Consider the following 20,619-nt stretch of genomic DNA (forward strand, 5'->3'; position numbering starts at 1 on the left):
CCCCCCCTCATCGGCAACCGCGCCACGCAACGCAAGGCACATAGCGGTGCGTGGCGGAAACCAAATGAAGAAGTGTCACCACCAAGACCCCTCACTCTGTCACCTATGGCCTGATGCAGAACTGTCACCGATGTCTTGCGAGATGACACTGATGGCATGTTCGACCACTGGCCCGACACCCGAACACTACGCGTGGTCGACCCACCGAGGCCCGTGCTGATCGACATGGCGATCGCTGACCCGTCCTGCGGACGCTCGTATGCCGCCGGTGGGGGAGTGTCACTGCGAGTCCGCGCATCCGGTGCCCGGATCGAACCCACCATGAACGCGCTTCTCTTAGCGTGGCTCCAAACTTCAAACGGCCTCTGGCGCGGGATATGTCAGATGCCAGTCGAGAGCGCCAACCGCGTCTCCTCGGCCACGATCACCATGTGGGTGCCGCCCGAGGCGCTGCAACCGAGACAGGACGCCGCCGAGCGATGACCGAGAACAACGATGCCGGGGCCGGGCCCACCAATCGCGTCGCACCTAAACGCGGTCGCGTCGCGATAGGGGAGCTGACGTTGATCGTGCGGCCGGCCGGTAGGCCGGCAGACGTCCGGGTCTACACCGACAATGAGGCGACCGAGGCTCAGGCGTACGCCGACGAGGTTGGCGGACAGGTCGAACGACTCGGGGAAGCCACGAGCTGACTCCGCTGGCGCTGCGCTGCCGCCCTCCCCGGCGGGTCGGTTGCCACAGGGCCATCGTGGTTGCGTTGTGCAGGTGGGCGATTCGCAGCCCGGGGTTTTGTCGGTACGCAAGCCTTTCCACGAAGGATGCCGCCAGGCGAGGCGAGGGGCCGGGCGAGTGCCCGGCCCCCTCGCTGGGGCTAGCTGAGGATGTCTACAACGAGATGGGCTGTTGCGATGAGGATCTGGATGATCCCGAGGATGACCATCGCTTCCATTTTCACCCCCTTCCGAAGGTCTGAGTGGCTGAACCACGTGGGCCCTGGGTGCGGATATAGCTCCGCCTGGACCTGTGACCACAATCAGACCCTCAGAGTTGGAGGGAAGCCCTCATAGAAAGAGGGATGTGAAACTTAGCACGTCACATGCCGGAGATCAATAGGTTTCCCAGGAGAATTTGGTGCGAGCGATGTGCGCTTGCCTGCGAGGGCCCTGGTGCCCCCGGTCAGACTCGAACTGACACTGGACGGGTTTTGAATCCGTTGCCTCACCGCGCGCCGTATGTCGGATCAGGAGCGGCGTTGTGCGGTCCACTGCCAGTCCGGGAACTCGGCCTCGATGCGGCGGATCCGCTCGGTGGCGAGCTGACCTCTACGGTAGTCGGCGCGGCGGTTGGCGACCCACTGTCCGATCGCGAATCCTTCGATCACCGCCCGATTTCGGGCGTTGCTGGTGCCGTGCGCGGCGACATACCGATGCAGGTGCGCGATCCCGACCTCGAATGCGGCGGCCGCCGCCGTGGCCTGAGGCGACCACTGCCAGTCAGGAAACTCGCGCTCAAACACCTCGATCCGCTCCGCCGACAGTCGGCCTTTGCGGTAGTCGGCGCGACGATTCGTCACCCACTGTCCGAGGGCGAATCCGTCGAACACCTCATGCTGACTCACGGTGCTCGTCCCATGTGCGGCGACGTAGCGGCGCAGATGCGCCAGGCCGACGTCGAACTGCGCGTCGCGCACACTCCACTGCCAGTCCGGGAACTCGGTCGCGAGCCGTTCGATCCGCTCGGCCGACAGTCGGCCCTTGCGGTAGTCGGTGCGTCTGCTGGCCACCCACACGTCGATCGGGAACCCGTCGATCCTTGCGCCGCGCGGGGGAGAGCTCGAACCCTGTGCGGCGACGTAGCGATGCAGATGCGCGAGCCCGACCTCGAACCGTCGGTCATCAGGACCACCCATTACAGGCCACCGATCGTGCCCTGAGTCGAGCTGGTTCGGATGGTCCACTGCCAGTCCGGGAACTCGGTCTCGATACGGCGGATCCGCTCGGCCGACAACCGGCCTTTGCGGTAGTCGGCGCGGCGGCTCTGGATCCAGGTGCCGATCGGGAATCCGTCGATCACATCACGCCGGGGGGCGTTGGGGGTGCCGTGCGCGGCGACATACCGATGCAGGTGCCCGATCCCGGTCTCGAACGCGGCCGCGAATACTGCGGTCTGAGGGGTCCATTGCCAGTCAGGGAATTCGCGCTCAAACACCTCGATCCGCTCCGCAGACAGTCGGCCTGTGCGGAAGTCGGCGCGACGATCCCTCGTCCACTGCCCCAACGGGAATCCGTCGACCACCTCGTCGTAACCCACGCGGCTCGTCCCATGGGTGGCGACGTAGCGGCGCAGATGCGCCAGGCCGACGTCGAACATCGCCTCCCGTACGTTCCACCGCCAGTCCGGGAACTCGGTCTCGATACGGCGGATCCGCTCGGCCGATAACCGGCCCCTGCGGTACTCGGTGCGCCGGCTGCCGACCCAACTCCCGATCAGAAATCCGTCGATCGTCGAACCGTGCGGCGGCGAGCTCGAACCGTGCGCGGCGACGTAGCGATGCAGATGCGCGAGCCCGGCCTCGAACCGCTCCTCATAACTACTCATTCGAAGCTCTCCAGCTCACTCGATCAGCACCCCGGATCAGCGTCATCGGTTCCAGTCCTAGAAGTACACGGAACGGACGATCACGAACGAGATCGCAGCGGCAACGCTGGGCAGCACGAAGATCGCTGCCAAGATCGCCACGAAACGGACGGTTGTGGCCGTCGACCGCATCGCCTGGCCGATCGTTTTCCATGCGTACTTCGACCACGTGTGCGGCGGCCACGGTGGCGGTGTGCTCGCAGTCATGATTTCGCCTCCTGGGCAGCCTTTTTGGACTTCTTGCGTTCGTTCAACCTGCGCTTGCGCCGCGCTACGCGTCGTCGCGCCGCCCTCTCCTCGGTGCTGAAAACACCCGTCAACCCATAGTGGTGATGCTTGACGTACCCGAGCTTCGCGGACAGGTCTTCCTCCCACCGCAGTCGCTCCTCTATCAGGCCAGCGGCCATCAGCTCCTGGATACCCTTTGTCACCGTCTTGCCTGAGATCCCGTACCAGTCCTGCATCTTCTCCCGGAGGAGCTCGACGTCAGGCTTCTTCGTTGTCTCCTTCAAGACGATCAGCAGCACCGCGAGGGCGGCAGGACTCAGCGTCGCGAAGTGCTGCTCTGTCCAGAACTCATGAGGGAGGGTGAAGTAGGCGTTGTACCAATCCTTCTTCTGACCAGCCGGTGCAACGTAGTCGTCCTTCCCGTCCTCGCGACGCGGGACGATGCGGGTCAGTCGCCCTTCCCTTTTACGTTCGACCAGTCCCAGTTCCTCGAGCTCGCCCCACGTTCGCGACAACGTAGACGGCGACCAGGTGAGCGCGTTCGCTGTCCCCGGCCCCTCCGCGGTCAGTGCGCGAACCCACACCTCGGCCGCCAGCGGAGTGTGTCGCAAGGAGAGCCACGGCCACCACGTCAGCAGCAGCAGATAGAGGACCAGCGCGCGGTGATGCCGACCCTTCGTCAGCACGCCCACCGTGCTCGGCCGCGGCTTCGTCTCATCAGGCTGTTGGACGAGGACAAACCGGTTGACTGAGTACCTGCGCGGCGACCAAGAGAGCAACTTCTCCCGCGTCGCACCTGGGCTCGGTGCGGGTGGGGGAGGCGAGGGGACCGTGCCAGATCCAGACGCCGGATTTTGCTTGTCCATGAGCGTCAGCTTGCCACGAAACGGGAACCTATCGAATCCGGATCGGAAGCCTGCCGATTGCGGTGCCGTTCCATCTCATAGGGAATGCGATACTTAGTGCGATGCTAAGTGCGACACTTATGCGACGCTGATGCGAGATGCCACACCTCGATTTTGCAGATACGCGTAGTCGCTTGTTTCGCGACAAGACCATTGAGGTGATCTCAGATTTCTGTCGATCCGGCGTTGGTAACCCGGCGGATTGGGCATGTAGGCGTCCGGCGGTGCGCTTCGCGACTCGCTATCAGTGCGAGGAGCCGGTCGCCGATCCGTAGCTGATGTAGAGGCGGCGGGATCGTGTTGCGGTGGGAACCTCGGCAACGCGGCCGCGTCGAGCTGGCGACCTGGCCCTCATCGTGCGGGCGGCCACCCGGCCAACCCGCCGGGAGCTCCGTACTACACCGCTGATGAGCTCGACGAGGCCCAGGCCCAGGCCCAGGCGCACGCCGACCAGACCGGAGGACGGGTCGACCGGCTCGCGTAAGTCGTAAACCCGTCTCCGGTGCGCTCTGCCGCCCTCCCTCGACGGTCGGTTGCCGCAGAAGTGGCGTCGTCACGTCCGGTAGCCGTCTCGACGTTTTCAGGCCGCGTCGGACCCCTCGCATAAGGTTGTTCCCCATGCTGACAGCCTGGGCCGACGAAAGCGGGTCGCGGCCGGACATGGACCCCGGCGCGTACTTGATGTCGGCCGCCCTGTGCGATGAAGAAGACGTAGACGCCCTCCGTCACAGGATGGAAGCTCTACGCCTAGCCGAGCCTAAAGTGCACTGGCACGGCAGCAGCGAACAACGCCGAACTGAGCTCGTCACTGCGGTCGCGCAGCTCCCTCTGACCGGGTTCGTTGTTGTGCACGTTGACAAGGACTCCTCGGATCGGCGACACCGACGAAAGTGTATGGAGTTCCTACTCCCACATCTCGCTGATATGCCGTGCTCCACGATCACTCTCGAATCACGCGGTCAACAGGACGCCAGCGATATGGACATGCTGCAAAAGCTCCGCGCGCAACGCGCCGTGGCCTCGACACTGCGGATCGATCATGCTGTCGGTCGTAACGAACCGGCCCTGTGGGTTGCCGATATCGTGTGCGGCGCCGTCGTGCAACATCGCTGCGGCCGCGGGGACTACCTCGACATACTCGGCGCCGGAGTCGAAATACACACCATCGGCCCCTAAAAGACCGCGAGCCACAGGCCTCGTCGTCCGGCGAGTAATCCTGTGGCTCACTTCCAAACCCACCGCAATGGGCTGGCTACGGCTCCGATTGTAGCCTCACTACGTGGCTACACGCCACCCACGCCCGACGCCGTGAAGGCTTGTCACACCCTGTCCCTCCAGCGCTCGTTCGCCGACTGCCGTGTCATCCCGGCCGCTGCCCCGATGTCAGCCCATGACCGGCCCAAACGGCGAGCCCTAGCCACCGCGACGTCGAGTCGCGCGTCAGCCTCCCTGCGGGCATCCGCGGCGGCGCGGATCTCGGCCTCGACATCGAGAGGGTCGAGATGGTCACGCTGCCACACCGCGCGTGCGGCCTCCGCGACCTCAGGCCGATCGTCGGCATCGACGTCGCTGTCGGGGGCGAACACGCGATGCCGGGCGAGGTCCTCGAGGGACGCTGAGGGCACCCGCGCCCACTGCACCGGATCGGTCCAGGTCGACACCGCGGAACTGGACCGGCTGGCGCAATCGCACCGCAACAACCAGCCGACAATCTCGGCCGACGGCCGACGACGATCATCGTTCGGCCGCCGGCCGATCTCGACGACCTCGTAGTCCACGCCGTCGACCATGGTGGACCCGTGACTCACGGACCTGGGGCGGAAACAGTTCGCAACGATGACAGCGCCCGACTAAAGCGTTTGCACGAGCGACCCCGCTAGGCGCGGTAGAAGCCCCACGTTGCCGGAGGCCTTGAACTACGTCGATGGTAGTAGTGCCACAGTGGTAGTAGTGCCACAACGGTGCAGCGCCCCTGAGCACAACCATGGACCAACCGAAGGACGGCTGTCTACCGGTTACGGCCTCGAATAGCACTTCATTCTTTGGAGCCGATCGCCGCTGTCCTCCGTGATCTGGGCCGTGCAGACCGGGACGACGGTCAGAGGCCGAATGCGCCGCCGCTGACGAGGATGACGATTCCGAGAACGATCAGCACGAGCGGGAACAGGATGTGTTCCCACCGTTCCAAGATCTCGGCGATGGCCTTGCGGGTGGTGAGGAACTTCGCGGTGAACACCAGCACGGCGACCAAGAGCAGGAACACGACCGAGTAGGCGACGATCGCCGCTGTACCCACGGTCGCGAAGACCGGGACGTAGACGCCGATGTTGTCGCCGCCGTTGGCGAAGGTCACCGCCGCCACCGTCCAGACCGCGACCTTCTTGCCCTCGAACCGTTCATCGTCGTCGCCGTTGTTGCGCCATGCTCTCCAGGCGGCGAGCAGACCGAGCAGCAGAGGAATGAGCCCGAAGTAGGCGATGGCTTCTTCGGGCAGCAGCGCCGTGACTCCCAGCGCTACGAGGACCGACGCGGCGAGGATCGCTCCGAAACCGAGATATTGTCCGGTCGCGATGGCGGCCGTTGTTCCGCGGGTTCCCGCGCCGCGGGCGAAGAACAGCGAAAGCACGATGATGTCGTCGATGTTGGTCACCAGGAAGAGTCCGATGGCCTGCAGGATCGAGGTAACCATTCCGGCGGATGCCCTTTCTCTGGGAGTGCACTGCTGCTCGGCTGACACGCAGTTGTGTCGCGTGCCGTAGCCGCTGTCATGGGAGTGGCTATTTCAGTTTCGATCACGCGCCGGTGATGTCGGCGCGGGCGCAGGAGTGTGGTTGGGGAGTTTGGCGGCGATGGCCGCGGCCAGTAGTGCGCTGATGGCGGCGCTGGCAAGGAACACTGCGGACATGGCGTGGCTGTAGGCGTGGGCGCTGGACGCGGCCAGATCGGCGCCCGCTGGGCCGGGAATCTGGGTCGCGGCAAGTTGCGCTCCGGCGATGTTGTCACGCGCCGCGCTGACCACTGGTTCGGGCAGGCCGCTCAGGTGGGGGTCGAGGTCGCGGGTGTAAACGACGGTGAGCAGGGTGCCCAGGATCGCGACGCTGAACGCGGCACCGACCTGTCGAATGGCCATCAGCAACCCAGCTCCTGCGGCGCTGCGATGCTCGGGCAGGCTCGCCATGACCGCGTCGACAGCCGGCGCCAACGCCAGCCCGGCTCCCAGGCCCACGGTCGCCAGGCACACCGCGACGAAGCCGTAGCCGGAGTCGACGGTGATGCGGGATGCGAGCACGAATCCGGCCGCGGCGATCACCATGCCGGTGGCGATCGGGATTTTGGCGCCGAGTCGGGTCACGATCTTGTCCACAGCGGCTGCGGCGACGATGATCGCCAGCACCAGAGGCACCAAGCGCAGGCCGGTGCCGAAGGCGTCGTGGTAGCGCAGTATCTGCAGGTATTGCGGCAGCACGAACAGCACGCCGACCAGGGTGAAGGTGCCCGCGGTTGCGGCCAGGGTGGGCCAGGTGAAGGCCGGATTGGTGAACAGTGCCAGATCGACCAATGGGTCGCGGGCACGGCTTTCCCACACCAGAAATCCCGCGATCAGCCACACACCGGCCGCCAGAGCCGCGAGCACGACGGGATCGGTCCACCCGTACGCGGGAGCCTGGATGATGCCGAATACCAGCGCCGCCGTACCGGGCACGGCGGTGAGGATCCCGAGCCAGTCCAACGCCGGTGCATGCGGGTCGACCGATTCGGGCAACAGCACCACACAGGCAACCAGGGCGGCGACACCGACCGGGACGTTGATCAGAAACACCGAGCCCCACCAGAAATGCTGCAGCAGCCAGCCACCGACGATCGGCCCCAGCGGCAACCCGACACCCAGTGCACCGACCCACACCGCGATCGCGCGGCGACGCTGGTCGGGGCCGAACAGGGTCGGCAGGATCCCCAGCGACAGCGGCACGATGATCGCGGCCCCGATGCCCATGACCGCGCGGGCGGCGATCAGCGAGCCGGTGGACCCGCTGAAAGCGGCCCAGGCCGAGGCGGCGACGAAGGCGACCAAACCTATCAGCAGCAGCCGTTTGCGACCGTAGCGGTCACCGAAGCCGCCGGCGGGCAGCATGAGCGCGGCGAAGACCAGGGTGTAGGCGTTGACGATCCACTGCAACTGGGTGGTGCTCGCGCCGAGGTCTTGGGCCAGGGTGGGCAGGGCGACGTTGAGAACCATCAGGTCCAGCCCGACGGTGAGCAGGGCGACGACCAGCGCCGCCAGCCCTGCCCACCGACGTGACGGGCCCGGCTCAGTCCCGGTCGTCGGCGTGGTGTTCGGGTGAGAGTGGTTCTCGCTCATCGGAGTTTCCGATCAGAGTGGCGATGATGAGGGCGGTCGCGCCGAGCACGATGAAGGTGTCGGCGAGGTTGAAGGTGGGCCACCAGCCGGTGTGCAGGTAGTCGGTGACCACACCGTCGGGGGCCCGGTCGATGACGTTGGCGGCGGCACCGCCCAGGATCGCGGCGAGCGCGACGCGGGTGAGCAGGTTCGCGCGCGGCGCGACCACCCATCCGCCGACCGCGACCGCGGTGGTGATCACCGTGGTGAGCGTGAGCATCACCCAGCTCGGTGCGTCGGCGGCGATCGAGAACGCCGCTCCCGGGTTGAACGCCAACTTAAGGTCCACCGGACCCGCCTCGATCGGGGCCCCGGCCAGCGTGGTCTGCGCCCACGCTTTGAGCGTGAGGTCGATACCGGCCAGCGCGGCCGCGGCAGCGACCCACCGCAGTCGCCGCCCCCACCGCGACACGGTGGGAGCAGACGACGCGGTGGCGGTCACGCGGGCGCTCCGGCCAGTACCGGTGCGGGCTTTGCCGCCGAATCGGTCAGCGAGGCCAGGGGTTTGGTGCGTCCGGCGCGGACACCGTTGGCGATGACGACGATCTCGGCGAGTTCGTGCACCAGCACCACCGCCGCCAACCCGAGAATCCCGAACAGCGCGAGCGGGATCAAGATCGTGATCAACCCCAACGACAAACCGACGTTTTGCAACATGATCCGGCGAGCCCGACGAGCGTGCTCGAGAGCCCGCGGCAGGTGCCGCAGGTCCTCACCCATCAACGCCACATCCGCGGTTTCGATAGCGACATCGGTGCCCATCGCGCCCATCGCCACACCGAGGTCGGCGGTTGCCAGTGCGGGGGCGTCGTTGACGCCGTCGCCGACCATCGCGGTGAACCGGTCGCTGCGCAGTTCGCCCACGATGTGGGCCTTGTCCTCCGGGCGCAGATCCGCGTGCACGTCCTCGATCCCCGCCTCAGCGGCCAGAGCGGCGGCGGTGCGGGCGTTGTCACCGGTGAGCATCGAGACCCGGATTCCCAGCGCGTGCAATCGGTCGATGACCTCGTGTGCCTCGGGCCGCAGTTCGTCGCGCACAGCGATCGCACCGATCACCTGGCCGTCGAGCTCGATCAGCACCGCGGTCGCCCCCGCGTGCTGCATCCGTTCCACATCGGCGGCCAGAACACCCGGTTCGATCCAGCCCGGACGGCCCAGCCGCGCCCGGCGTCCGTCGACGCGGCCGGTCAACCCGGCACCGGTGACCGCCTCGACGTCGGTGGCGGGAGTGACGGTGTCGACGGCGGCGAGGATGGCGCGGGCGAGGGGATGTTCACTGCGCGATTCCAGCGCGGCCGCGACCGCCAGCACCCGGTCCCCGTGCACACCGCCGGTGGCGGCGATCTCGACGACGGCAGGCTTGTTCGCCGTCAGCGTGCCGGTCTTGTCCAGCGCGACCTCGCGCACCCGGCCCATCGCCTCGAGTGCGGCACCGCCCTTGACCAGCACACCCAGCTTGCTCGCCGCACCGATCGCGGCGACCACGGTCACCGGCACCGAGATCGCCAGCGCGCACGGTGAGGCGGCGACCAGCACCACCAGCGCACGTTCGATCCAGGTGACCGGATCCCCGAAGAGCGCGCCAATCACCGCGATGGCTGTGGCGGCGATCATGATGCCGGGCACCAGCGGTTTGGCGATCTTGTCGGCCAAGCGTTGAGCGTCGCCCTTGCGGGCCTGCTCGGCCTCCACGATCCGCACGATCCGTGCCAGGGAGTTGTCCTCGGCGGTCGTGGTGACCTCGACGGTCAGCACACCGGTGCCGTTGATCGCCCCGGCGAACACCTCCGCGCCCGGCCCGGCTTCTACCGGTACCGATTCGCCGGTGATCGCCGAAACATCCAGCGCGCTACGCCCGTCGACGATCACCCCGTCGGTCGCGACCCGCTCACCGGGGCGCACCAGCATCCGATCCCCGACGCGCAGCTCGGCAGGGGCGATGACGGTTTCGGTGCCGTCGCGTAGCACGGTGGCCCGGTCCGGTACCAGGTTCAACAGGGCGCGCAGCCCGCGGCGGGTGCGCGCGACCGCGTACTCCTCGAGGCCCTCGCTGATGGAGAACAGGAACGCCAGCATGGCGGCTTCGCCGACCTCGCCGAGGATCACCGCGCCGATCGCGGCGATCGTCATCAGCGTGCCGACACCGATCTTGCCCTTGGCCAGCCGTTTGAGCGTGGAGGGGACGAAGGTGTATGCACCGACGAGCAGTGCGGCGATCTCCAACCCCAACTCGACGGCGCGTGGGCCGCCGGTCCAGCCGACGATCAGTGCCGCGACCAGCAGCACTCCGGCGACCGCGGCGGCGCGCAGTTCACTGACTTCCCAGAGCTTTTCGGGTTCGCGTTCCTCGGCCTCGCCGTCACCGGCGGGTTCGTCGTGGCCGCAGCCGCATGCGTCGCTCATGCTCGTACCTCCGCGCTCTCCGTCTCGGTGGTGGAGTCGGTGCCGTAGTTCGGGCACAACGCCACCGCATTGCCTGTCGCCGCGAGCAAGGTCTCTGCCGAGGCGAGTAGGTCCATCAACTCCGGGCGGGCCAGGCTGTAGAACACCTGCCGCCCTTGCGGGCGGCCCACGACCAGCCCGCAGTCGCGCAGGCACGCTACGTGCGCCGATACCGTTGACTGAGCCAGTCCGAGCCCGGCCATCAGGTCCAAGACCCGCGCTTCCCCGCACGCCAGCCGGTGCACGATCGCCAACCGTGTCGCATCGGAGAGGCTGTGGAACAGGGCCACCGCCGGATCCAACCCCTGCGTCTCGACGAGGCAACCCCCGCCATCATTAATCGCCATAAAGCGATGATAGCGGCGAAAGCTATTGATATCGAGTGAGAGTGTGATTAATCTCGTTTCAACGATTACATCGTGATATGGCGATCAATTCGTGGTCGCTACGGAGGGAGAACGCGTGAACCAGCAGAAGTCCGCCGTCGTCGAGAACTCGCCTCAGCAACCATCGCCGCCGGGCTCGCCCGGAGTGCTATATCGGTGGGGCGTTCTGATGGCCCGGCGCAGACGTGCGGTCCTGGCGGTCTGGGGACTGCTGCTGGTGGTGTGCGCGGTGGCCTACCCGCTGCTCGAGAACCGGCTCGGTGCGATGGATTTCGGTGTCGAGGGCTCGGAGTCCACCGAGGTGGATCGCCTGGTTGCCCGGCACTTCCCGCAGTTCGGTACGGAACAGGCGGTCATCGTGCTGCAGTCTGGCGCGGTCACCGCCACCGACGCCGAGTTCCGTGCAGCGGTGGCTCGCACGATCACCGCCGCCACCGCGGTCGAGGGCGTGGTCGACGTCGTCGGCCCCTACGACGGGCTGCCCGGATCCCAGATCTCGGCCGACGGTCACGTCGCGATCGCGCTCGCCGGCATGGACGGCGACATGGCCGAACGCGCGAAAGTCGCGCGCGACCTGCAAGACGCCATCGCCACCACCGGCGACGATTCCATCGACGTAGGGGTCACCGGGTACTCGGCGGTACAGAACGCGGCCACCGAACTGCAGAACGCCGACCTGGCCCGCGCCGAGGCAATCGGCATCCCGGTCGCGCTGGTCCTGCTCGTCCTCGCCCTCGGCGCCCTGGCCGCAGCGGCGGTCCCGATCGCAGTGGCCATCGCCGGGATGCTGACCGCGGTCGGAGTGTTGTTCACCCTCACTGCTGTGACCGCGTTCGATTCGCTGACCGTGGCCATGGCCACCATGGTGGGCCTCGGCGTCGGTATCGACTACGCGATGTTCATCGTCAGCCGCTTCCGCGAAGAACTCACCCACCACACCGGGCCAGACCATGCCGCGATCAGCGGCGCCGTCGGTCGCTCCCTCGCCACAGCAGGCAAAACGATTCTGGTCTCGGGCTTGGTGGTGATGATCTCGCTGTGCGCGTTGATCATCATCCAGGCACCGATCTTCCGTGGCATCGCCATCGGCGTCGCCACCGCCGTCACCAGTATGCTCACCGTCGCCGTCACCCTGCTACCCGCCCTGCTCGCCGCCTTGGGCCCGGCTGTCAACCGCGGTAGTCTCCCGGCCCGCTGGCGCCCTGCCGACAGCGCCACCGACGCTCCCGGCGTTCTCGGTGGCCGCTGGGCGCGCTGGGCGTATCTCGTCATGCGCCGACCCGTCCTCTTCGGCACCGCGGCCGCAGCGGTGCTGGTCCTCGCCGCGCTGCCGGTATTCGGGATCCGCTACGGCCTCGACATGGGCACCACCGCCCTCGACGACACCCCGACCGGACGCGCCAGCACCGCATTGAACACCAACTTCCCGCCCGGAGCACTCTCCCCGGTCGAGATCATCGCCACCGGCCCCAGCGACACCCCACTCACCGCAGACGCCGAAGCACGGGTCAACCGATTCCTGACCGAGATCGACGGCGACGCCCGCATCGACACCGTCCTGCCCGCCCAGCTCAATGACGGTCGAATGCTCGCGATGGCGATCCCCTCGGTCACCTTCGACTCGATGGCCGCCACCGACCTCGTCCGCGACCTGCGCAACACAGCCGCCGGCGCAGCCGGAGCCGAGATCCGCATCGGCGGCAGCACCGCCGAATTCGTCGATCTCTCCGACGAAATGACCACCAAACTTCCGCTGGTCGTAGCCCTGGTGCTGACCGCCTCGCTGGTCTTCCTCATCGCCGCTTTCCGCAGTATCGCCTTACCCCTCAAGGCCATCGCGATGAACCTGCTCGCCACCGGCGCCGCCCTCGGTATCACCGTCGCGGTGTTCCAGTGGGGTCTGGGCGAGAACGTCCTCGACTTCACCAGCCCCGGATTCGTGCAGGTCTACCTACCCACCGTGGTGTTCGCGCTACTGTTCGGGCTCTCGATGGACTACGAGGTGTTCCTGATTCGTCGCATCCGCGAATACTGGGACGCCAGCGGCGACAACCAGCGCGCCGTCGCGGCCGGGCTCACCCACACCGCACGCCCCATCACCGCGGCCGCCGCGATCATGATCGCCATCTTCGCAAGCTTCCTCACCGCCGACATCCTCGAACTCAAACAACTCGGACTCGCCCTTGCCGTCGCCGTCGCCATCGACGCCGTCCTCATCCGCCTCGTCCTCGTCCCCGCCCTCATGCGCCTGCTCGGCGGCTGGAACTGGTGGCTGCCCGCCCTCAGGTTTCGCCCACCCAACACTCGCGCACCACGGGCCGCCGCTGAGTAGCGCGGCGATCAGACCAGGTTGATTCGTCGCGGACACGGGACCGGCCGCCGGGGCCACACCGCCCTCGGGGGCAACCGTCACGGCCGGTCTGACCTTCGAGTCGAGTCGAAGGTTCAGGGTCGCGGGGTGGTGATGATGCGTATTACCCAGCTGGCGCGGCGGAGCGGTGTCCCTGCCACCAGCTGCGGCTCTACGTCGGATCTGGCCGAGTTCGTGGAGGCCGGACCGTTCCTGGAAGCGTTCCTCGTGTTGATCGTCATCCCACTGACGCTGGCGTGGCTCACCCCAGGTGTACCGCGCGCCGGGACCGGGCAGCGGGTCTCGGCGCGCGGTGAGCACCGGCGATGGCGCCGTTGATGGCTACGGTGCTGATCACCGTGGTGGCCTCGCAGGCGCCAAACTCGGTGACGGCCTGAGCCAGGTCGCGGCGGTGGTGCGGGCCGGAGTGCCCGCGTCGCCGGAAGGTGTGGCTGCGCAGCCCTCATCGCAGCCGCGGGCGCGAGTCATTGGCGGGACCAGATCAGTCCGAGGAGCCCGAGTCCGATGGGCGAATCCGAGCGGTTGGAGCCATGACAGGCTCACCAGCAGCGTGCCGCTGCTCAGTGCTACGGCCGCGATCAGCAGCGGGGCACCACCGCGCAACAGCCCAGGCAGCAGTGCCGCGGTCCCGATGCAAGCCCGCCAGCGGCGTGTCTAGGTCGCAGCAGCCACAACGGCCTCCCCCGCAGCTCGCCGAGCCACCGCTGCCTGGCGCTGGGTTCGGTGTCGATGGGCAGGGCAGCAGGGGGATTCGCTGCGCTCGAGCAGGTCTTCGCGTCCGGCCGCCAGCGCGGCGGCCAGGGTGTCGCCGGACCGCGGTGAGTTCGGCGAGCTCGGCATCGACCTCGGCGAGCTTGACACCCAGTCCCAGCCGCGGTGAACCCGCCGACGGTGAGCGGCTGCCGAGACGTGAGGGCTGTCGAGGGCGTTCATGTCCGGTCACCGTCCGGTACCTGGTCGATGCGGGTGCAGCACGTCAGGGCGGCGGCGTTGTCGGCCGCGAGCAACCGGGCGAGCAGCACCAGTTCGGCCACGCGCGGGTCTCCGACCGTGTACCGCAGCTTCTTGCCGTCGCGGCGCGCGACGATGTATCCGCAATCGGCCAGACACGACAGGTGCACCGACACCCGCGGCTGGGAGATGCCGGCGTGGGCGACGCAGTCGGCCGAGGTGCGTTCGCCGGCGAGGATGTATTCCAGCAGCTTCAACCGGGTCGGATCCGACAGGGCGCGAAAGAACTTCGCCGTCGTATCCAGATGTGTGCACGCCAGCTCGTCGCCGGGCACGGCGGTCGTGGACCGGGACATGGGGCACCTCCACACCACTTGAACTATTCGCTTAAGCGCATAGTATGAGCCCTGTAGGTATTCGTCAATGCGAATAGCAGCCGTTGGCTGGCGACGCGGTTGCTCAACCCCTCAGGAGGCAGGCGTGGCCACGACACAATCCCGTCCGGATCTGGCGATCGTCGGGTCCGGTTCGGCGGCGTTCGCCGCCGCTATCGCCGCGGTCGGCCACGGCAGGTCCGTGGTGATGATCGAGCGCGACACCGTCGGTGGCACCTGCGTGAACGTCGGGTGTGTGCCGTCGAAGACGTTGCTGGCCGCCGCGGAGGCCCGCCACGCCGCAGCCGCCGCCGACCGGTTTCCCGGCCTGGGTGCCGCTGCGGTGCCGCTGGATTTTCCGGGCCTGATCGCCGGTAAGGACGCGCTGGTCGCGCAGCTGCGGGCAAACAAGTACATCGAGCTGGCGGGCGAGTACGGGTGGGAGATCGTCTCCGGCACGGCAGTGTTCGACGGCACGAGTGCGGCGCCGGGGTTGCGGGTCGGAGCGAACGACGGCGGGACCCGGGTGATCGAGGCTGGCCATTACCTGATCGCGACCGGTGCGACGCCGTGGATCCCGCCGATCGACGGTCTGGTCGAGGCCGGGTATCTGACCTCGACCACCGCCATGGACCTGAAGCGGCTCCCGGAGTCGCTGATCGTGATCGGCGGCAACACTGTCGGGCTCGAACAAGCCCAGTTGTTCGCCCGCCTCGGCACCCGGGTGACGGTGATCGAGGCCCTGGGGCGGCTGGCGCCGGGCGAGGAACCGGAAATCTCGGCCGCGATCGAGGCTGTCTTCGCCGATGAGCATATCGCCGTGTTGACCGCGGCCACCGTCGAGAAGGTCCTGGCCGGTGGCGGCCACAAGCTGGTGAGCGTGCGCACTCGGGCCGGGGTCAGCGAGCTGCGGGCCGAACACGTGTTGGTCGCGACCGGTCGCCGCCCGAACACCGCGGGGCTGGGCCTGGAGGCGGTCGGGGTCGGTGTCGACGGGCGCGGCGCGGTGATCGTCGATGACCGTCAGCGCACCGACAATGCCCGGATCTGGGCGGCCGGGGACGTGGCCGGGGGCCCGCAGTTCGTGTATGTGGCCGCCGCGCAGGGAACGCTGGTGGCCGACAACGCGTTCGCCGACGCGGATCGGGTCCTGGACTACGCCACAGTGCCGCGGCTGACGTTCACCAGCCCCGCCATCGCCGCCGTGGGGCTCACCGAGGCCGAGGCGGTGACGGCCGGATACCGGTGCCGGTGCCGGACGCTGGCGTTGTCGAGTGTGGCGCGGGCGCTGGTCAATCGCGATACCCGTGGCCTGGCCAAGATCGTCGCCGACGCCGATACCGGCCGGATCTTGGGCGTGCACGCGCTGGCCGAGGGTGCCGGAGACCTGATCACCGCCGCCGGATACGCGATGACCGCGGGTATGACCGTCGACCGGCTCGCCCACAGCTGGGCGCCGTATCTGACCATGGCCGAAGCGTTGAAACTGACCGCCCAGACCTTCACCACCGACGTGACGAAACTGTCCTGCTGCGCAGGCTGACGATCTCCTCCAGGAAAGGCCGAGATGAACGGGCACATGACGATCGGCGTGTTGTCGGCGCGGACCGGGGTGAGGGTGAAGGCGTTGCGTGAATACACCGACCTCGGGCTCATCCACACCCTGGGGCGCAGCGCGGCCGGCTACCGCCTGTACACCGATGACGCACTGTGGTGTGTGCGGTTCATCGGCGAGCTGCGCGGGCTTGGGCTCACCATCGCCGAGATCTGCCAGCTCACCGATGACGCCGTCGATAGTGGAGACGGAGCGGTCGGCGCGCGTCTGGCCGAGCTACTGGAGCGGTCGCGACAGCGGCTGCACCGCCGGATCAGCGACGCCCAGCAGATCCTCGACCGCATCGACGACTTCACCAGCATCCACCGTGCGCGGTGGGCCGCCGACGATGTGTGCTGGACCGAGGTCCGTGCCGATGCCCGACGCGGGCTTGACTCTGCCCCCGGGGGCAGACCCTACCGTCATCGACATCGCACCCGACGCATTCTCGGAAAGGCTGACTCTCATGAGCACCGACTCCATTCCCGCCGACGTTTTCGCCACGATCGCACCAGCCGACCGTGACCGGGCGCTGCTGCGGGCCGCGCTGCGGCTGCTGGCCCACGGAGCGCCGGTCACCGTCACGGAGTTGGCGGCCGCAGCCGGTGTCGACGCCGGAGATCTCGAAGAGACACCGATCGGCGCCGACATCGAATACGACGAGCAGGGCCGGGTCCTCGGGTGGGGATTGACCCTGAATCCGACCCCGCACCGATTCACCGTCGCAGGCCATCAGCTCTACACCTGGTGTGCGCCCGACACGCTCGTCTTCCCCGCCGTGATCGGGGCGAGCGCACACGTCGAATCCGAGTGCCCGGTTACCGTCAGCGCCGTGCGATTGACCGTCGATCCAGTCACGGGAGTCACCGACCTGCAACCGGCCGCCGCGATGGTGGCCTTCGTCGACCCCGCCGGGATCCGGGGCGGGCAGGTCCGCGCCACCTGCTGCAATCCGCAGATGTTCCTGGCCACTCCCGACGCCGCCGAGCAGTGGCGATCCGAGCATCCTGGGATGACCGTGCTACCGGTCGCCGACGCCTACACCCAGCTCGCACGCCCACTGGCCGAGGCGCTCATCGACCCGGCCGGCGAGGCGCCGTGCTGCTGACTCAGAACAGGGTGTCGCGCACCCACAAGGGCCGGTACCCGGTCGGGCCGAGCTGGGCGAGTTCGGCGTCGATATCGGTCTTGAACGCGCCGAAGAAGACCTCCGATCACACCAAGAGGTCAAGCCGCGATCTCGAAGGACGCGTCCTGAGCGGGCCCGAACGCCTTGATCGGGTCGTAGTGCTGACCGGTTTGCAAGCAGTAGTGGAGCTGCCCGAGCAAGCGGTCGAAGAGGTGCCGAAGCGCAGCGGCGTGCCGATCGCCGCGGTCGCGTCCTCGGCGTTAATGGTCTTGGGGTGCGCCGGCTTTCGCCATCGCGGCGAACGCCCAAAGGAATCCTGCAGCGTTGAGTCGGTTGTTCTTCACCACGCGGCGGGTAATCGAGATGCTGCGCCCGGAGGCCCGCGTGATCAGCACAGAACCGGCGTAGGTCCTTCAGCGAACGGGCGTCGGTGAACCGCTCGCGGTCGTCGCCGATCTCGCCGAGCACCCGAGCGCCGGAGAGGTCAGCCAGGCCAGGAAAACTGGTGATCACCGCGTAGTCGGGGTACTGCTGGAATGCCTCGGTAGTGGCCTCGGTGAGCTGATCCACGGCGGCGCATTCAGCATCGACGCCACCCAGCAGCGCGAGGGCCTGGCGGCCGAAGGCATCCGCTGATCTACAGATCGAGAGTCAGGGTGGCGGTGCGCGCTCGAGATACGCACGGGTAGATGACTCCGGTGACGAGCGCTACTGACACGAGTGACGAATCCCCAGGTCGCCAACTGACATCCAAATGACGGATCTCAGGCCACGTGTTGCATCTGATGCAATATGCAGGGGCTTACTGAATACCCTGCGTATTGACTTCGTGCGTATAGCTGCCAGATCGGGCCGCGCGTTGGCGACTCTTCGGTCGTCTATTCAGACGATCGTTTATGAAGTAGTTCAGTGGTGAGCTTGTGTGCGCGGGCGGTGATGTCGTCGCGGACGAGGCGCATTCGGTCGATGCCGTCGATGCCGCGTTCGGAGGGCTCGTCGGTGTCCCAGTTGATGACGGTGACGCCGGGGACGTCGACGACCGCTTCGCGTCCCAGGGTGATGACCTTGTCGACGCGGGCGAGTAAGGCTGGGTCGATTCCGGCCGGGGTATGGCCTGTGATGTCGACGCCGACTTCGGAAAGCGCTTGAGCGGAGAGTGTGTTGACCGCAGTGCCGGGGCGAGTGCCGGCTGAGTGAACCTCGATCGCGTTGCCTGCGGCTTGTCGTAGGAGGCCTTCAGCCATCACGGACTTGCCGCCGTTCTTGACGCAGACGAACAACACGGACGGCGTCATGGCAAGTCCCTGTCGGTGGGCCGAGCGCTGGGGGTGAAACGGTGTCGGAGTGCGAGGGAGACGTAGACCAGGGCGACCAGGACCGGGACTTCGATGAGTGGTCCGACGACGCCGGCCAAGGCTTGGCCGGAGGTGGCGCCGTAGGTGCCGATCGCGACGGCGATCGCCAGCTCGAAGTTGTTGCCTGCGGCGGTGAATGCGAGGGTAGTAGTGCGCTCATAGCCCAGGCAAAGGAAGGTGCCGAGGAGGTAACCGCCGCCCCACATGATCGCGAAGTACGCCAGCAGTGGCAATGCAATGCGGGCGACGTCGCCGGGGCGGGAGGTGATCTGGTCGCCTTGCAGGCTGAACAGCAGCACGATCGTGAACAGCAGCCCGTAGAGGGCCCACGGCCCGATCCGAGGTAGGAAGGTCTCCTCGTACCAGTCATGGCCGCGGCTGCGTTCCCCGATTCTGCGGCTCAGGTATCCGGCGAGTAGGGGGATGCCCAGGAATATCAACACCGATTTCGCGATCTGCCACGGCGAGGCATCGATAGTGGTCTGCTCCAAACCCAGCCAGCCGGGCATCACGGATAGGTAGAACCAGCCGAGCACAGCGAACATCACGACCTGGAACACCGAGTTGATTGCCACCAGCACGGCGGCGGCCTCGCGATCACCGCAGGCGAGGTCGTTCCAGATGATCACCATCGCGATGCAGCGGGCGAGGCCGACAATGATCAGACCGGTGCGGTATTCGGGGAGGTCGGGCAGAAGTAGCCAGGCGAGAGCGAACATCAGTGCCGGGCCGACGACCCAGTTCAATACCAGCGATCCGATCAGCAGGCGTCGATCGCCGGTGACGGTGTCGAGGCGGTCGTAGCGGACCTTCGCCAGCACCGGGTACATCATGATCAGCAACCCGAGTGCGATCGGCAGTGAGATCCCGTCGACCTGGATCTTGTCGATAGCGGTGTTCAGGCCGGGTATTAGGCGGCCGAGTAGCAGCCCGGCGACCATCGACAACCCGATCCACACCGGAAGGAACCGATCGAGCGTCGACAACTTTCCGGCAACGCTGCGGCTGGACGTCTGGACGCTCACGCCGTGGCCTGCGCAGTCAGAGGCGCCACGATTGCGGCGACGGCGTCGAGGGCGTCCGGAACGACCCGGTAGTGCATCCACGATCCGCGCCGCTCGGACTCGAGGAGCCCGGCGGTTCGCAGGACTTTCAAGTGATGCGAGACCGTCGGCTGCGAGACATCGACCGCTGGCGAGATGTCGCACACGCACGCCTGGCCGCCGTCGTGACTGGCGATCAGACTGAATAGCTGCAATCGTACCGGATCGGCGAGTGCCTTGAACACCACGGTCGCCTGTACCGACTGTTCAGGTGTCAACGGCTCACGCACTAGCGGCGAGCACCGTACTGGCGAGGTCTCAATCCCCAGCGGCTTAGACATACATCAATATTGACGTATATCTATATGGTCCGCAACACGAAGGGCGCCGCCCAGTTGGGCGGCGCCCTCCCCGGGACGGGTTAACCCGGCGTCAACAGCACGAGGAGGCCGGTGTGCAGCACGCCGACGAGCCTTGCGAATCCTGCGTCAGGCCGAGGTCAGAGCCCTCCGAGGCGAGGGCAGGGGCCTCGCCGAACGTATTGGAGTCGGCCAGGACTGTGTAGACCTCCCAGCGTTCGCCGTCGGGGGCACCGACCCACACCTTGTCCTGGGTAGCGAAGCAGCAGGTGGTGTTGATCTGCTCCTCAGTGAACAGCCCTTCGCCTGCGAGGCGGGCAATCTCGCCATGCACGGTCTCGCTGGAGTGGACCTGCCGATGGTCGACATCAGTGCCCCGATCTGCTGTGCGCCCGTGTCGGCGGCCCCTCTCGATGACGACACCGCCCTAGAAATCGCTCTGCGGC

The 20,619-nt window shown here is 67.0% G+C and carries 21 protein-coding genes, 1 tRNA gene and 1 pseudogene; 7 read left to right on the plus strand and 16 right to left on the minus strand.

Translation table 11 applies throughout. The features are described 5' to 3' along the window. The first annotated feature begins 479 nt into the window (after positions 1-479). A complete protein-coding gene (locus tag ACIGKQ_RS24365) occupies positions 480-692 on the plus strand; it encodes a hypothetical protein (protein ID WP_005179525.1) in 213 nt (70 codons plus the stop codon). A gap of 472 nt (positions 693-1,164) precedes the next feature. Here ACIGKQ_RS24365 and ACIGKQ_RS24370 read toward each other — a convergent pair. From ACIGKQ_RS24370 to ACIGKQ_RS24390, 5 genes are all read right to left on the minus strand, one after another. Further along, positions 1,165-1,286 (minus strand) — tRNA-Leu (locus ACIGKQ_RS24370). Continuing rightward, a complete protein-coding gene (locus ACIGKQ_RS24375; protein WP_005179528.1) occupies positions 1,241-1,909 on the minus strand; it encodes a helicase associated domain-containing protein in 669 nt (222 codons plus the stop codon). Before ACIGKQ_RS24375 ends, ACIGKQ_RS24370 begins: the two co-directional genes overlap by 46 nt. Next, entirely contained in the window at positions 1,909-2,598 is a 690-nt protein-coding gene (locus ACIGKQ_RS24380; protein WP_005179533.1) for a helicase associated domain-containing protein, read from the minus strand. The genes ACIGKQ_RS24375 and ACIGKQ_RS24380 overlap by 1 nt, the downstream gene beginning before the upstream one ends. 57 nt (positions 2,599-2,655) lie before the next feature. After that, a complete protein-coding gene (locus ACIGKQ_RS24385; RefSeq protein WP_005179548.1) occupies positions 2,656-2,844 on the minus strand; it encodes a hypothetical protein in 189 nt (62 codons plus the stop codon). Beyond that, positions 2,841-3,551, minus strand: a complete 711-nt coding sequence (locus tag ACIGKQ_RS24390) for a helix-turn-helix domain-containing protein (protein WP_229742889.1) — start codon at positions 3,549-3,551, stop codon at positions 2,841-2,843. The genes ACIGKQ_RS24385 and ACIGKQ_RS24390 overlap by 4 nt, the downstream gene beginning before the upstream one ends. 837 nt (positions 3,552-4,388) lie before the next feature. Between ACIGKQ_RS24390 and ACIGKQ_RS24395 the strand changes: the two genes are divergently transcribed. After that, on the plus strand, positions 4,389-4,946 hold the full coding sequence (locus ACIGKQ_RS24395; protein ID WP_005179554.1) for a hypothetical protein: 558 nt from the start codon (positions 4,389-4,391) through the stop codon (positions 4,944-4,946). 143 nt (positions 4,947-5,089) lie between these two features. Here ACIGKQ_RS24395 and ACIGKQ_RS24400 read toward each other — a convergent pair whose 3' ends face one another. From ACIGKQ_RS24400 to ACIGKQ_RS24425, 6 genes are all read right to left on the minus strand, one after another. Continuing rightward, positions 5,090-5,560, minus strand: a complete 471-nt coding sequence (locus ACIGKQ_RS24400; protein ID WP_235726235.1) for a hypothetical protein — start codon at positions 5,558-5,560, stop codon at positions 5,090-5,092. A 308-nt stretch (positions 5,561-5,868) separates the two neighbouring features. Continuing rightward, positions 5,869-6,459: a cadmium resistance transporter gene (locus ACIGKQ_RS24405; protein WP_005179560.1), complete on the minus strand. Its 591-nt coding sequence runs from the start codon at positions 6,457-6,459 to the stop codon at positions 5,869-5,871. Between the two features lie 93 nt (positions 6,460-6,552). Beyond that, a complete protein-coding gene (locus ACIGKQ_RS24410) occupies positions 6,553-8,130 on the minus strand; it encodes a DHA2 family efflux MFS transporter permease subunit (protein WP_005179563.1) in 1,578 nt (525 codons plus the stop codon). Continuing rightward, positions 8,081-8,611 (minus strand): signal peptidase II, encoded by a 531-nt coding sequence (gene lspA / locus ACIGKQ_RS24415; RefSeq protein ID WP_005179567.1) that lies wholly within the window; start codon positions 8,609-8,611, stop codon positions 8,081-8,083. The genes ACIGKQ_RS24410 and lspA overlap by 50 nt, the downstream gene beginning before the upstream one ends. Continuing rightward, positions 8,608-10,572, minus strand: coding sequence for a cation-translocating P-type ATPase (locus tag ACIGKQ_RS24420; protein WP_006902503.1), 1,965 nt, complete (start codon positions 10,570-10,572; stop codon positions 8,608-8,610). The genes lspA and ACIGKQ_RS24420 overlap by 4 nt, the downstream gene beginning before the upstream one ends. Further along, a complete protein-coding gene (locus ACIGKQ_RS24425) occupies positions 10,569-10,958 on the minus strand; it encodes a helix-turn-helix transcriptional regulator (protein ID WP_005179570.1) in 390 nt (129 codons plus the stop codon). The genes ACIGKQ_RS24420 and ACIGKQ_RS24425 overlap by 4 nt, the downstream gene beginning before the upstream one ends. A gap of 208 nt (positions 10,959-11,166) precedes the next feature. On the opposite strand from ACIGKQ_RS24425, the gene ACIGKQ_RS24430 reads away from it, so the two are divergent. Both ACIGKQ_RS24430 and ACIGKQ_RS24435 read left to right on the plus strand, forming a co-directional pair. Beyond that, entirely contained in the window at positions 11,167-13,329 is a 2,163-nt protein-coding gene (locus tag ACIGKQ_RS24430) for an MMPL family transporter (protein ID WP_007240197.1), read from the plus strand. 135 nt (positions 13,330-13,464) lie between these two features. Further along, entirely contained in the window at positions 13,465-13,686 is a 222-nt protein-coding gene (locus ACIGKQ_RS24435; RefSeq protein ID WP_005179582.1) for a hypothetical protein, read from the plus strand. Between the two features lie 611 nt (positions 13,687-14,297). Here the strand turns inward: ACIGKQ_RS24435 and ACIGKQ_RS24440 are convergent. Then, entirely contained in the window at positions 14,298-14,675 is a 378-nt protein-coding gene (locus ACIGKQ_RS24440; RefSeq protein ID WP_005179587.1) for a helix-turn-helix transcriptional regulator, read from the minus strand. Positions 14,676-14,799: 124 nt separating this feature from the next. Between ACIGKQ_RS24440 and merA the strand changes: the two genes are divergently transcribed. Genes merA through merB form a run of 3 tightly spaced genes read left to right on the plus strand, consistent with a single transcriptional unit; the run spans position 14,800 to position 17,395 of the window. Then, positions 14,800-16,236 (plus strand): mercury(II) reductase, encoded by a 1,437-nt coding sequence (gene merA, locus ACIGKQ_RS24445; protein ID WP_007240196.1) that lies wholly within the window; start codon positions 14,800-14,802, stop codon positions 16,234-16,236. A 24-nt stretch (positions 16,237-16,260) separates the two neighbouring features. Continuing rightward, entirely contained in the window at positions 16,261-16,812 is a 552-nt protein-coding gene (locus ACIGKQ_RS24450; RefSeq protein WP_005179589.1) for a MerR family transcriptional regulator, read from the plus strand. Next, positions 16,754-17,395: an organomercurial lyase MerB gene (merB, locus tag ACIGKQ_RS24455; protein WP_005179592.1), complete on the plus strand. Its 642-nt coding sequence runs from the start codon at positions 16,754-16,756 to the stop codon at positions 17,393-17,395. The genes ACIGKQ_RS24450 and merB overlap by 59 nt, the downstream gene beginning before the upstream one ends. 899 nt (positions 17,396-18,294) lie before the next feature. Here the strand turns inward: merB and ACIGKQ_RS24460 are convergent. From ACIGKQ_RS24460 to ACIGKQ_RS24475, 4 genes and pseudogenes are all read right to left on the minus strand, one after another. Next, entirely contained in the window at positions 18,295-18,711 is a 417-nt protein-coding gene (locus ACIGKQ_RS24460; protein ID WP_235726236.1) for a low molecular weight phosphatase family protein, read from the minus strand. Then, complete coding sequence (arsB, locus tag ACIGKQ_RS24465; protein WP_266060143.1) at positions 18,708-19,796, minus strand: ACR3 family arsenite efflux transporter; 1,089 nt, start codon at positions 19,794-19,796, stop codon at positions 18,708-18,710. The genes ACIGKQ_RS24460 and arsB overlap by 4 nt, the downstream gene beginning before the upstream one ends. Then, positions 19,793-20,155, minus strand: coding sequence for a metalloregulator ArsR/SmtB family transcription factor (locus tag ACIGKQ_RS24470; protein ID WP_235726237.1), 363 nt, complete (start codon positions 20,153-20,155; stop codon positions 19,793-19,795). Before ACIGKQ_RS24470 ends, arsB begins: the two co-directional genes overlap by 4 nt. A 91-nt stretch (positions 20,156-20,246) precedes the next feature. Further along, a pseudogene (locus ACIGKQ_RS24475) lies at positions 20,247-20,528 on the minus strand (glyoxalase/bleomycin resistance/dioxygenase family protein); the annotation flags it as partial. Positions 20,529-20,619 lie beyond the last annotated feature (91 nt).

It is taken from the genome of Gordonia sp. NPDC062954, assembly GCF_044543825.1.
Classification (GTDB): Bacteria; Actinomycetota; Actinomycetes; order Mycobacteriales; family Mycobacteriaceae; genus Gordonia; species Gordonia tangerina.